The 13,181-nt window shown below is 71.0% G+C and carries 10 protein-coding genes; 9 read left to right on the top strand and 1 reads right to left on the bottom strand.

Annotated elements, in window-relative coordinates; translation table 11 throughout:
- Positions 1-32: 32 nt before the first annotated feature.
- Positions 33-3,815: a methionine synthase gene (metH, locus tag CCO04_RS20190; RefSeq protein ID WP_215815946.1), complete on the top strand. Its 3,783-nt coding sequence runs from the start codon at positions 33-35 to the stop codon at positions 3,813-3,815.
- Between the two features lie 28 nt (positions 3,816-3,843).
- Entirely contained in the window at positions 3,844-4,509 is a 666-nt protein-coding gene (locus CCO04_RS20185) for an HAD family phosphatase (RefSeq protein ID WP_257750840.1), read from the top strand.
- Here the strand turns inward: CCO04_RS20185 and CCO04_RS20180 are convergent.
- Positions 4,475-5,380 carry a PD-(D/E)XK nuclease family protein gene (locus tag CCO04_RS20180; RefSeq protein WP_215815945.1) on the bottom strand — a complete coding sequence of 302 codons (906 nt, stop codon included), beginning with the start codon at positions 5,378-5,380 and terminating at the stop codon, positions 4,475-4,477. The genes CCO04_RS20185 and CCO04_RS20180 overlap by 35 nt on opposite strands.
- A gap of 90 nt (positions 5,381-5,470) precedes the next feature.
- Between CCO04_RS20180 and CCO04_RS20175 the strand changes: the two genes are divergently transcribed.
- From CCO04_RS20175 to prcA, 7 genes are all read left to right on the top strand, one after another.
- Positions 5,471-6,568: a site-2 protease family protein gene (locus CCO04_RS20175; protein WP_308281389.1), complete on the top strand. Its 1,098-nt coding sequence runs from the start codon at positions 5,471-5,473 to the stop codon at positions 6,566-6,568.
- Between the two features lie 33 nt (positions 6,569-6,601).
- Positions 6,602-7,543, top strand: coding sequence for a tRNA (adenine-N1)-methyltransferase (locus CCO04_RS20170; RefSeq protein ID WP_308281388.1), 942 nt, complete (start codon positions 6,602-6,604; stop codon positions 7,541-7,543).
- Between the two features lie 141 nt (positions 7,544-7,684).
- Entirely contained in the window at positions 7,685-9,439 is a 1,755-nt protein-coding gene (gene arc, locus CCO04_RS20165; protein WP_215816099.1) for a proteasome ATPase, read from the top strand.
- Between the two features lie 211 nt (positions 9,440-9,650).
- Positions 9,651-11,159, top strand: coding sequence for a depupylase/deamidase Dop (gene dop, locus CCO04_RS20160; protein WP_252373575.1), 1,509 nt, complete (start codon positions 9,651-9,653; stop codon positions 11,157-11,159).
- A gap of 17 nt (positions 11,160-11,176) precedes the next feature.
- Positions 11,177-11,374, top strand: a complete 198-nt coding sequence (locus CCO04_RS20155) for a ubiquitin-like protein Pup (protein ID WP_215815944.1) — start codon at positions 11,177-11,179, stop codon at positions 11,372-11,374.
- A gap of 6 nt (positions 11,375-11,380) precedes the next feature.
- Entirely contained in the window at positions 11,381-12,244 is an 864-nt protein-coding gene (gene prcB / locus CCO04_RS20150) for a proteasome subunit beta (protein WP_215815943.1), read from the top strand.
- Entirely contained in the window at positions 12,241-13,131 is an 891-nt protein-coding gene (prcA, locus tag CCO04_RS20145) for a proteasome subunit alpha (RefSeq protein WP_215815942.1), read from the top strand. Before prcB ends, prcA begins: the two co-directional genes overlap by 4 nt.
- Positions 13,132-13,181: the final 50 nt, after the last annotated feature.

Raw genomic sequence — 13,181 nt, 5'->3', positions numbered from 1 at the left:
CAAGGGCGCCTTCCACACGGAAGGATTGGTGCATGTCTGACATCGCGCGCGACGACGCGTCCGCCGGCTGGCAGCCGGATGCGACCGACGAGCTCACCGCGTTGCTGCGGGAGCGGATCGTCATCCTCGACGGCGCCATGGGCACCGCCATCCAGCGGGACCGGCCCGACGAGGCCGGCTACCGCGGCGAGCGGTTCGCGAACCGTGAGGAGTGGCCGAGCGACCTGATCGGCAACAACGACCTGCTCTCGGTCACCCAGCCCGAGATCATCGCCGGCATCCACCGCGAGTACCTCGACGCGGGTGCCGACATCGTCGAGACCAACACGTTCAACTGCAACGCGGTCTCGCTCAGCGACTACGGCATGGCCGAGCTGTCCTACGAGCTCAACCTCGAGGCCACCCGGCTGGCCCGGGGCGTGGCCGACGAGGTCGCCGCCGCCACCGGCCGCAAGCGGTACGTCGCGGGGGCGCTCGGGCCCACCACCCGGACCGCCTCGATCAGCCCCGACGTCAACGACCCGGGCGCGCGCAACGTCTCCTACGAGCAGCTCGTCGAGGCCTACCTGGTCGCCGCCCGCGGCCTGGTCGACGGCGGCTCCGACCTGCTGTTCATCGAGACGATCTTCGACACCCTCAACGCCAAGGCGGCGATCTTCGCCGTCGAGACGCTCTTCGAGGAGACCGGCCGCCGCTGGCCGGTGGTCATCTCCGGCACGATCACCGACGCGTCCGGGCGCACGCTGTCCGGCCAGGTCACCGAGGCCTTCTGGGACTCGGTGCGCCACGCCCAGCCGCTCGCGGTCGGGCTCAACTGCGCGCTCGGCGCCGCCGAGATGCGCCCGTACGTCGCCGAGCTGTCCCGGCTCGCCGACTCGTTCGTCTCGGTCTACCCCAACGCGGGCCTGCCCAACGCCTTCGGTGAGTACGACGAGGCGCCGGGCGACACCGCCGGCGTCCTGGTCGAGTTCGCCGAGGCCGGCTTCCTCAACATCGTCGGCGGCTGCTGCGGCACCACGCCCGACCACATCGCCGAGATCGCCCGGGTGATGGAGGGCCGCGCGGTCCGCCAGCCGGCCGCCATCGAGCCCGCCATGCGGCTCTCGGGCCTCGAGCCGTTCACCGTCACCGACGCCAGCCTCTTCGTCAACGTCGGCGAGCGGACCAACATCACCGGCTCGGCCCGGTTCCGCAACCTGATCAAGGACGGCGACTACGACACCGCCCTCACGGTCGCGGCCCAGCAGGTCGAGGCCGGCGCGCAGGTCATCGACATCAACATGGACGAGGGCATGATCGACGGCGTCGCCGCGATGGACCGCTTCGTCAAGCTGATCGCGAGCGAGCCCGACATCAGCCGGGTGCCGCTGATGATCGACTCCTCGAAGTGGGAGGTCATCGAGGCCGGCCTGCGCTGCGTCCAGGGCAAGCCGATCGTGAACTCGATCTCGCTCAAGGAGGGCGAGGAGAAGTTCATCGCCCAGGCCAACCTCTGCAAGAAGTACGGCGCCGCCGCGGTCGTGATGGCGTTCGACGAGGACGGCCAGGCCGACAACCTGGAGCGCCGCAAGGCGATCTGCGAGCGCGCCTACCGGGTGCTCGTCGACCAGGTGGGCTTCCCGGCCGAGGACATCATCTTCGACCCCAACGTCTTCGCGGTCGCGACCGGTATCGAGGAGCACGCCACCTACGGCGTGGACTTCATCGAGGCGACCCGCTGGATCAAGCAGAACCTGCCCGGCGCCAAGGTCTCCGGCGGCATCTCCAACGTGTCGTTCAGCTTCCGCGGCAACAACCCGGTGCGCGAGGCGATCCACGCGGTGTTCCTGTTCCACGCCATCGAGGCGGGGCTCGACATGGGCATCGTCAACGCCGGCGCCCTGGTGCCCTACGACACCATCGACCCGGCGCTGCGCGACGCGATCGAGGACGTCGTCCTCAACCGCACCGACGACACCCTGGCCGCCACCGAGCGGCTGCTCGAGCTCGCCGAGGCCCACCGCGGCACCGGCGAGAAGGTCGAGGCCGCCGAGGAGGAGTGGCGCGCGCTGCCCGTCGGCGAGCGGATCACCTACGCGCTGGTCAAGGGTCTCGACGGTTTCGTCGAGGGCGACACCGAGGAGCTGCGCCAGGAGATCGCGGCCCGCGGCGGCCGCCCCATCGAGGTCATCGAGGGCCCGCTCATGGACGGCATGAACGTCGTCGGCGACCTCTTCGGCGCCGGCAAGATGTTCCTGCCCCAGGTGGTGAAGTCGGCGCGCGTGATGAAGAAGGCCGTCGCCTACCTCATCCCGTTCATCGAGCAGGAGAAGGCCGCCAACCCCGAGCTGGCCAACACCAAGGACACCAACGGCACGATCGTCCTGGCCACGGTCAAGGGCGACGTCCACGACATCGGCAAGAACATCGTCGGCGTCGTGCTCTCGTGCAACAACTACGAGGTCATCGACCTCGGCGTCATGGTGCCGGCCCAGAAGATCCTCGACACGGCCAAGGAGGTCGGCGCCGACATCATCGGCCTGTCCGGCCTGATCACGCCGAGCCTGGACGAGATGGTCGGCTTCGCCACCGAGATGCAGCGCCTCGGCCTGCAGATCCCGCTGCTCATCGGCGGGGCGACGACCTCGCGCGCCCACACGGCGGTCAAGGTCGACCCGAAGTACTCGGGCCCCGTCGTCTGGGTCAAGGACGCCTCCCGCTCGGTGCCGACCGCGGCCGCCCTGCTCGACGACCGGCAGCGGCCGGCGCTGCTCGAGGCGACCAAGGCCGACTACGACTCGCTGCGCGCCCGGCACTCCCAGAAGTCCGACCGACCCCAGCTGTCCTTCGCCGACGCCCAGGACAACAAGTCGCCGCTGGTCTGGGACGGCTACGCCCCGCCGCAGCCGCGCACGCCCGGCGTCCACGTCCTCGCGGACTACGACCTGACCGAGCTGCGCGACTTCATCGACTGGCAGCCGTTCTTCAACGCCTGGGAGATGAAGGGCAAGTTCCCCGACATCCTCAACAGCCCGACGCTGGGCGAGGCCGCCCGCAAGCTGTACGACGACGCGCAGGTCATGCTCGACCGCCTGGTCGAGGAGAAGTGGCTCACCGCCAACGGCGTCTACGGCCTGTTCCCGGCCGCGAGCACCGGTGAGGACGTCGTGGTCTACGACGACGACGCGCGCGGCGCCGTCCGCACGACGCTGCACCAGCTGCGCCAGCAGGGGCAGCACCGCTCCGGCATCCCGAACCGCTCGATGGCCGACTACGTCGCGCCCATCGGTGCGGACCTCGCGCCGGGCGGCGGCGACTGGATCGGCGCCTTCGCGGTGACCGCCGGCATCGGCACCACCGAGCGGATCATGGCGTTCAAGGAGGACCTCGACGACTACTCCGCGATCCTGCTCGAGGCGCTCGCCGACCGGCTCGCCGAGGCGTTCGCCGAGCGGCTCCACCAGCGGGTGCGCACCGAGTTCTGGGCGCACGTGCCCGAGGAGCAGCTGACCAACGAGGACCTGATCGCCGAGAAGTACACCGGCATCCGGCCCGCGCCCGGCTACCCCGCCTGCCCGGACCACACCGAGAAGCGCACCATCTGGGAGCTGCTCGACGTCCAGGCCAACACCGGCATGGAGCTCACCGAGTCGATGGCGATGTGGCCCGGGGCGTCGGTCTCCGGTCTCTACTACAGCCACCCCGAGGCGCAGTACTTCGTGGTCGGCCGGCTCGGCCGCGACCAGATCGAGGACTACGCCGCGCGCAAGGGCTGGAGCGTCAAGGAGACCGAGAAGTGGCTCTCCCCGAACCTCGGCTACGACCCGGACGACTGAGCCGGCGGGGGGCTCCTAGGCTGGGTGGGTGACGAGCGCACCCCCCGGCCTGCCGGCCGCGGTCCTGTGGGACATGGACGGCACCATCGTGGACACCGAGCCCTACTGGATGGCGGCCGAGCAGGCCATCGCCGAGGAGCACGGCGGGACCTGGACCCACGAGGACGCAATGGCGCTGGTCGGCAGCGACCTGCTCGTCTCGGGCGCCTACATCAAGGACCGTCTCGGGCTGGCGCAGACGCCGGAGGAGATCGTCGAGATGCTCCTCGACAGCGTCGTCGCCCAGGTGCACCACGCGGTGCCGTGGCAGGCCGGCGCGCGGGAGCTGCTGCTGGCACTGCGCGACGCCGGGGTGCCGTGCGCGCTGGTGACGATGTCCTACCAGCGGCTGGTCGCGCCGATCCTGGAGCACCTGCCGCCGGAGACCTTCCGGGTGATCGTCACCGGCGACATGGTCGACCGGGGCAAGCCGCACCCGGAGCCCTACCTGACGGCGGCGGCCGCCCTCGGCGTCGAGCCCGGTGACTGCGTCGCGGTCGAGGACTCGCCGACCGGGGCCACGTCCGCGGCGGCCGCAGGGTGCCGGGTGCTCGTCGTACCGAACCACGTGCCGGTGCCGGCCGCGCCCGGGCTGGTCTTCCGCGAGACGCTCGAGGAGCTCACTCCGCAGGAGCTGGGCTCGCTGCGCCCCTGACCTTGTCGAAGGGGAACGGCGGGGGACTCCCGCCGTAGGACGGGCAGAGGGCCTGGTGCGCGCACCACTGGCACAGCGCGCCCGGCCGGGACTGGAACTCGCCGCGCTCGGTCGCCTGGCCGATGGCCTGCCAGACCGCCTGGACCTTGCGCTCGACGGAGAGCAGCTCGTGCTCGTCGGGCTCGTAGCGCAGCACCTGGCCGTCGCCGAGGTAGATCAGCTGGAGCAGCTTGGGCACGACGCCGCGGGTGCGCCAGATGACCAGGGCGTAGAACTTGAGCTGGAAGAGGACCTTGCCCTCGAACATCTCGCTGGGGGAGGCACCGGTCTTGTAGTCGACCACCCGGATCGCGCCGTCGGGGGCGACGTCGACGCGGTCGACGACCCCGCGCAGCAGCAGCTTGGTGTCGGTGAGCGTCTCGACGTAGAGCTCGCGCTCGGCGGGCTCGAGCCGGCGCGGGTCCTCGAGGTCGAAGTAGCGGCGCAGCGTCTCGCGGCACGAGACCAGCCAGGCGGCGATCTCGGGACCGTCGACGGGGAACATCGTGGCGACCGCGGGCTCGATCTCCTGGAGCTCGGCCCAGGCCGGGGCGATCATCGTGTCGGCCGTCTCGGGCGTGCGGTCGGCGGCCGGGAGGTCGAAGAGCTGCTCGAGGACCCGGTGGACGACGGTGCCGCGCACCGCGGCGGGGGAGGGCGGCTCGGGGAGCCGGTCGATGGTGCGGAACCGGAACAGCAGCGGGCACGACAGGAAGTCGCCGACCCGCGAGGGGGACAGCGCGCCGACCACCTCAACCCCGTCGACGGGCGTACCGCCGCGCTCGGACGGATCGGCCGGCTCGACGCCGGCCGTGGTGGTCTCGGTGGTCATGCGTTCGACACTAGGGCAGGGCTCCGACAGCGGGCCGGATAGCCTCGGAGTGTGTCCGGTTCCTCCCCTTCCCGCCCCGAGCGTGCGCCCGTGCCCCGGGGGATGTTCCGGATCGGCCAGATCGCCGGCAGCGACGTCCTCGTGTCGGGCTCGTGGTTCCTCATCGCGGGCCTGATCGCGCTGATCATGGCGCCGCGGGTGGACCAGGTCCAGAGCGGCCTCGGCGTCTGGAAGTACGTCGTCGGGCTCGCCTTCGCGATCGCGCTCTACCTCGCCGTCCTGCTCCACGAGGCCTCGCACGCCGTGGTGGCCCGCCGGTTCGGCTTCCGGGTCCACTCGATCACCCTGCACTTCCTCGGCGGCGCGACGGCGATCGAGGGCGAGGCGCAGCGCCCGCGCCAGGAGTTCTGGATCGCGGTTGTCGGACCGCTGACCTCGATCCTGGTCGGTGCCGGCGCGCTCGGCCTGTGGTTCGTCATCCCCGAGGGCCTGCTGCGGCTGGTCGTCGAGGGCCTGGCCGGCGCGAACCTGCTCATCGGCGTGCTCAACCTGGTGCCCGGGCTGCCGCTCGACGGCGGCCGGGTGCTCAAGGCCGGCGTCTGGGCGGTCACCGGCCGGGTCGAGACCGGGACCACCGTCGCGGCGTGGGGCGGGCGCGTCCTGGCCCTGCTCGTCGGTGCCTGGGCGCTGTGGAGCACCCAGTTCGGGAGCATCACGAGCCCGCTGATCCTGGGCATCGTCGCGATCTTCCTGTGGACCGGCGCCTCCCAGGCGCTCGCCGTGTCCCAGATCAGCCGGCAGTTCGGCCGGCTCGACCCGGTCCGGCTGGCCCGCCGCGGCCTGGCCGTGGCCCCCGACCTCCCGCTCGCCGAGGCGGTCCGCCGGGCTCGGGAGGCCGAGGCCGGCGGCATCGTCACGGTCACCTCCGACGGCCGCCCGAGCGGGCTGGTCAACGAGGACGCCGCGCGCGCCGTACCGGAGGAACGGCGGCCGTGGGTGCCGGTCTCCAGCGTCGCCCACGCCATCGGGCCGGAGCGGACCCTGCCCGCCGACGTCTCCGGCGCCGCGCTCCTCGAGACGCTGCGCCACAACCCGGCGACGGAGTACCTGCTGCTCAACCCCGACGGTTCGGTCTACGGCGTACTTGTCACCTCCGACGTGCTCCGGCTCGTCCGCCGGTCCGGCTGAGCGCCCGCGCGGGCCTCCCGGTAGATTGCGCCGGTGACCGAAGCGACTCCCGACGTCCCGAACGACGCCTGGTCCGGTGTGCACCGCGGCCCCCTGCGTGCCGGCGAGTGGGTGCGCCTGGTCGACGGCAAGGGCCGCAAGCACAACTTCGAGCTGGTCGAGGGCAAGCGGTTCTTCTCCAACAAGGGCCACCTCGACCACGACGAGCTGATCGGCCGTGAGGAGGGCTTCGCGGTCACCTCGTCGGTGGGCGGGGAGTACCTCGTCTTCCGCCCGCTGCTCTCGGAGTTCGTGGTCTCGATGCCGCGCGGCGCGGCCGTCGTCTACCCCAAGGACTCCGCCCAGATCGTGGCGATGGCCGACATCTTCCCCGGCGCCCACGTGGTCGAGGCCGGCGTCGGCTCCGGTGCGCTGACCTGCTCGCTGCTGCGCGCGGTCGGGCCGCACGGGCGCGTGTCGTCGTACGAGCGGCGCGAGGAGTTCGCCGACATCGCCCGGCGCAATGTCACCCAGTTCTTCGGCGGCGACCACCCGGCCTGGCACCTCACCCTCGGCGACCTCGCCGAGGAGCTGCCCGCCTCGGGCGAGCGCTGCGACCGGATCATTCTCGACATGCTCGCCCCTTGGGACTGCCTCGACGCCGCCGCCGACGCGCTGCGCCCCGGCGGCATCGTCTGCGCGTACGTCGCCACGACCACCCAGCTCTCCAAGTTCGTCGAGGCGGTGCGGGGCCACGGCGGTTTCACCGAGCCCGCGCCCTGGGAGTCGCTGGTGCGCGACTGGCACGTCGAGGGGCTCGCCGTACGGCCCGGGCACAAGATGATCGGCCACACGGCGTTCTTGGTGACCGCTCGCCGGATGGCCCCGGGCGAGCGCGCCCCGCTCAAGAAGCGCCGCCCCGCGCCGGGCGCCTACGGCCCCGACTACACCGGCCCGCGCCCGCCCGGCGTCCCCGCGACGCCTGCCGACGACTAGCGCGGATGCTTTGCGGTTTGGTCCCAAACCGCAGCGTTTCGGGCTCTGGACATGCGGTTTGGGACCAAACCGCATCAATCACCGCCGCGTTGCGCCCTGCCGCCGAGTAGGGTCGTTTCCAGGAGGTGTGCCATGACGAGCATGGGAGAAGGCACTTCGGGGAGCCACCGCTCTCGGAGCCGCGAGGAGCTCGAGGAGCAGGTCCGCTACCTCGAGGACGAGGTCCACGACCTGCGCCGCCGCCTGGTCGACACGCCCGGAGCTCCGTCGAGATCGCTGGACATGCGGCTCGCGGACGCCCAGCGGTCGCTCGCGGCGGTCACCGCGCAGAACGAGCGCCTGGCCACGACCCTGCGCGACGCGCGGGACCAGATCATGAAGCTGAAGGAGGAGGTCGACCGGCTGGCGCAGCCGCCGGCGGGCTTCGGCACCTTCCTCCAGCGCAACGAGGACGACTCGGTCGACGTGTTCACCGGCGGTCGCAAGCTGCGGGTCACCGTGAGCCCGGCGGTCGACCTCGACACGCTGCAGCGCGGCCAGGAGGTCATGCTCAACGAGGCGCTCAACGTGGTCGCCGCGTTCGAGTTCGAGAACGTCGGTGACGTGGTCATGTTCAAGGAGCTCCTCGCCGACGGCGAGCGGGTCCTGGTGATCGCCAACGCCGACGAGGAGCGCGTCGTACGGCTGGCCGAGCCGCTGCTCACCGAGACGCTGCGCGCCGGCGACTCGCTGCTGCTCGACGCCCGCGCCGGGTACGCGTACGAGAAGGTCCCGAAGTCCGAGGTCGAGGAGCTCGTCCTCGAAGAGGTCCCCGACATCACCTACGAGACCATCGGCGGCCTGGGCAACCAGATCGAGATGATCCAGGACGCCGTCGAGCTGCCGTACCTCTACCCCGAGCTGTTCGCCGAGCACGAGCTCAAGCCGCCCAAGGGCATCCTGCTCTACGGCCCTCCGGGCTGCGGCAAGACGCTCATCGCCAAGGCGGTCGCCAACTCGCTGGCCAAGAAGGTCGCGGCCAAGACGGGCCAGGAGGGCAAGTCCTACTTCCTCAACATCAAGGGCCCCGAGCTCCTCAACAAGTACGTCGGCGAGACCGAGCGCCACATCCGCCTCGTCTTCCAGCGGGCTCGCGAGAAGGCCAGCACCGGCACGCCGGTCATCGTGTTCTTCGACGAGATGGACTCCCTGTTCCGCACCCGCGGCTCGGGCGTCTCCTCCGACGTCGAGAACACGATCGTCCCGCAGCTGCTCAGCGAGATCGACGGCGTCGAGCTGCTCGAGAACGTCCTGGTCATCGGCGCCTCCAACCGCGAGGACATGATCGACCCGGCGATCCTGCGCCCCGGTCGCCTCGACGTGAAGATCAAGATCGAGCGCCCCGACGCCGAGTCGGCACGCGACATCTTCAGCAAGTACCTCACCGCCAACCTGCCGCTGCACACCGAGGACCTCGCCGAGTTCGGCGGCGACCGCCAGGCGACCGTCAGCGGCATGATCCGCGCGGCGGTCGAGCGGATGTACTCCGAGACCGAGGAGAACCGCTTCCTCGAGGTCACCTACGCCAACGGTGACAAGGAGGTCCTCTACTTCAAGGACTTCAACTCCGGCGCGATGATCCAGAACATCGTCGACCGGGCCAAGAAGACCGCGATCAAGGACTTCCTCGACCACAACCAGAAGGGGCTGCGGATCTCGCACCTCCTCCAGGCCTGCGTCGACGAGTTCAAGGAGAACGAGGACCTGCCCAACACGACCAACCCCGACGACTGGGCGCGGATCTCGGGCAAGAAGGGCGAGCGGATCGTCTTCATCCGCACGCTCATCACCGGCAAGCAGGGCACCGAGCCCGGCCGCTCCATCGACACGGTCAGCGACACGGGCCAGTACCTCTGACGCTGGCTTGCATGGCTCGCCTAGGGTGGGCACCGTCCACCCCCGACAACACCCCGAGGAGTTCCCCGTGGTCAAGAAGCTCGTCATCGTCGCCCTGGTCGCGCTCGGCATCACCGCCGCCGTCAAGGTCGCCAAGGGTCGCTGAACCCGATTCATCGCGAAAGGCCCTGACACGGATTCCCGTGTCGGGGCCTTTGCGTAGGCTGGTGCCATGAGCGTGCGCCGCGTGATGGGCACCGAGGTCGAGTACGGCATCTCGGTCCAGGGCCAGCCGACCGCCAACCCGATGGTGGCGTCGTCCCAGGTCGTCAACGCCTACGCCACGGCGACCGTGCGGGCGCGGCGGGCGCGGTGGGACTTCGAGGAGGAGTCGCCGCTGCGCGACGCGCGCGGCTTCGACATGTCGCGCCAGATCGCCGACCCGACCCAGCTCACCGACGAGGACCTGGGGCTGGCCAACGTCATCCTCACCAACGGCGCCCGGCTGTACGTCGACCACGCCCACCCGGAGTACTCCACCCCCGAGGTGGTGACCCCCCTCGACATCGTCCGGTGGGACAAGGCGGGGGAGCAGGTCATGCTCGACGCCGCCCGCCGCGCGCAGCAGCTGCCGGGCAACCCGCAGATCGTGCTCTACAAGAACAACACCGACAACAAGGGCGCCTCCTACGGCGCCCACGAGAACTACCTGATGCGGCGCTCGACGCCGTTCGGCGACATCGTGCGGCACCTGACGCCGTTCTTCGTCAGCCGCCAGGTGTTCTGCGGCGCCGGCCGGGTCGGCAAGGGCCAGGACGGGCGGGGCGAGGGCTTCCAGATCAGCCAGCGCGCCGACTTCTTCGAGGTCGAGGTCGGTCTCGAGACCACGCTCAAGCGGCCCATCATCAACACCCGCGACGAGCCGCACGCCGATCCCGAGAAGTACCGCCGGCTCCACGTCATCATCGGCGACGCCAACCTCTCCGAGATCGCCACCTACCTCAAGGTCGGCACCACCTCGCTGGTGCTGGCGATGATCGAGGACCGCTTCATCAGCCGCGACCTGAGCGTCGACGGCCCGGTGGCGGCGCTGCGGGCGGTCTCCCACGACCCCGGGCTGCGTGAGCTGGTCACGCTGGCCGACGGCCGCAAGCTGACCGGCATCCAGCTCCAGCTGGAGTACCTCGACCTGGCCAAGAAGTACGTCGAGGACCGCTACGGCGCCGACGCGGACGCCCAGACGGTCGACGTACTGGCCCGCTGGGAGGACGTCCTGGCCCGGCTCGAGTCCGACCCGATGTCGCTGGCCGACCAGCTCGACTGGGTCGCCAAGCTCAAGCTGATCGAGCAGTACCGCTCGCGCGACGGGCTGGGCTGGAAGGACGCCAAGCTCCAGCTCATCGACTACCAGTACTCCGACATCCGCCCCGAGAAGGGCCTCTACCACCGCCTCGTCGGGGCCGGCCGGATCCAGCGGCTGCTCACCGACGACGAGGTCGACGCCGCGATGACCAACCCGCCGGCCGAGACCCGTGCGTACTTCCGCGGCCGCTGCCTGGAGAAGTACGCGCCCGACATCGCCGCGGCGTCGTGGGACTCGGTCATCTTCGACCTGCCCGGACGCGAGTCCCTGCAGCGCGTGCCCACCATCGACCCGCTGCGCGGCAGCAAGGCCCACGTGGGCGCGCTGATCGACAAGTGCGCGACGGCTGACGAGTTGGTCCGCGCGCTCACCCGTTGAGTGGATAGGGTTGGGACATGGCTCAGGAGCAGAAGCAGCCGCGCAAGTCCGACGAGACCGAGGAGACCACCGAGGTCGCCCCCGAGAGCGACGTCGCCGAGCGCAAGGAGTCGCTCGACGACGACGTCGACGCGATCCTCGACGAGATCGACGACGTCCTCGAGACCAACGCCGAGGACTTCGTGAAGTCGTTCATCCAGAAGGGCGGCGAGTAGCCCCCGATGAGCGACGCGCGCATCCCGGGCGCCTTCCTGCGCCCGGGCACCTCCTCGTTCAGCGACTTCCTCGCCGAGAACGCCCCGGACCTGCTCCCCGCCCGCCGCTCGCTGCCCGCCGGCAGTCCTGGTGCGGCCGCCGACCTCGCCCCCCACGGGACGACGATCGTCGCGCTGACCTTCCCCGGTGGCGTGGTGATGGCCGGTGACCGGCGCGCGACGATGGGCAACGTCATCGCCCAGCGCGACATCGAGAAGGTCTTCCCGGCCGACGAGTACTCCGTGGTCGGCATCGCCGGCACCGCCGGTCTCGCGGTCGAGATGGTCCGGCTGTTCCAGGTCGAGCTCGAGCACTACGAGAAGATCGAGGGCTCGATCCTCTCCCTCGACGGCAAGGCCAACCGGCTCTCCGCGCTGATCCGGGCCAACCTCGCCATGGCGATGCAGGGCCTGGCCGTCGTCCCGATGTTCGCCGGCTACGACCTCGACAGCGGCACCGGCCGGATCTTCGGCTACGACGTGACCGGCGGCCGGCACGAGGAGGCGGCGTTCTTCACCGTCGGCTCGGGCTCGATGTTCGCCCGCGGCGCCCTCAAGAAGCTCTACCGCGACGACCTCACCGCCGACGACGCCGTCCGGGTCTGCCTCCAGGCCCTCTACGACGCCGCCGACGACGACTCCGCCACCGGCGGCCCCGACCTGACCCGCCGGATCTTCCCGGTCGTGTGGGTGGTCACCGCCGACGGCGGCGTCCGCATCCCCGAGGACCGCGTCGGCGCCCTCGCCGACCAGGTCGTCGGCGCCCGCCTGCAGCGCCCCGACGGACCCGTCGCCCCGCTGCCCGGCGGGGGAGAGGAGGCTCAGGCATGAGCACCCCGTTCTACGTCTCGCCCGAGCAGCTGATGAAGGACCGGGCCGACTTCGCCCGCAAGGGCATCGCCCGCGGCCGCTCCCTCGTCGCCGTCCAGTACGCCGACGGCGTCCTCCTGGTCACCGAGAACCCCTCGCAGGCCCTGCACAAGGTCTCCGAGCTCTACGACCGCCTAGCGTTCGCCGCGGTCGGCCGCTACAACGAGTTCGAGAACCTGCGCATCGCCGGGGTCCGCCTCGCCGACATGCGCGGCTACGCCTACGACCGGCGCGACGTCACCGGCCGCGGCCTGGCCAACGCCTACGCCCAGACCCTCGGCACGATCTTCTCCTCGGGCGGCGAGAAGCCCTACGAGGTCGAGATCTTCGTCGCCGAGGTCGGCGCCACCGCCGCCGACGACCAGATCTACCGGCTGACCTACGAGGGCCGGGTCGCCGACGAGCACGGCTACGCGGTGATGGGCGGCGACGCCGAGACCGTGACGTCGTACCTGGAGGCGCACTACACCGACGGCGCCACCCTCGACGCCGCCCTGCGGGTCGCGGTCGCCGCGCTCGGCCACACCGCCGTCGGCGGCAACGTCGAGGACCGGGTGATCCCGGTCGGCGACCTCGAGGTCGCCGTCCTCGACCGCACCCGCACCCAGCCGCGCAAGTTCCGCCGGGTCCTCCCGGCCCGCCTCGAGGAGCTTCTCGGCGACCGCGGCCCGGCCGAGCACGCCGCCCCGCTGCCCGACGACGGCGTCGGCGGCTCCGTGCCCGCCGGTGGCGGCCCCGACGACCCGGCCGACCCGACCGACCAGGTCTCCGGCCACGTCGCCCCGCTCGAGGACCCGGGCACCGGCGAGCCGTCGTCCGGTGAGCCTCCGGTGGCGCCGCCGCTCTAGTCGCGGACGGGGTGCGGGGTTGTTGCGGTTTGGGACCAAACCGCAGCATT

The organism is Pimelobacter sp. 30-1, from assembly GCF_018831735.1.
Taxonomy (GTDB): domain Bacteria; phylum Actinomycetota; class Actinomycetes; order Propionibacteriales; family Nocardioidaceae; genus Nocardioides.
This window is presented reverse-complemented; position numbering and strand designations above follow the sequence as displayed.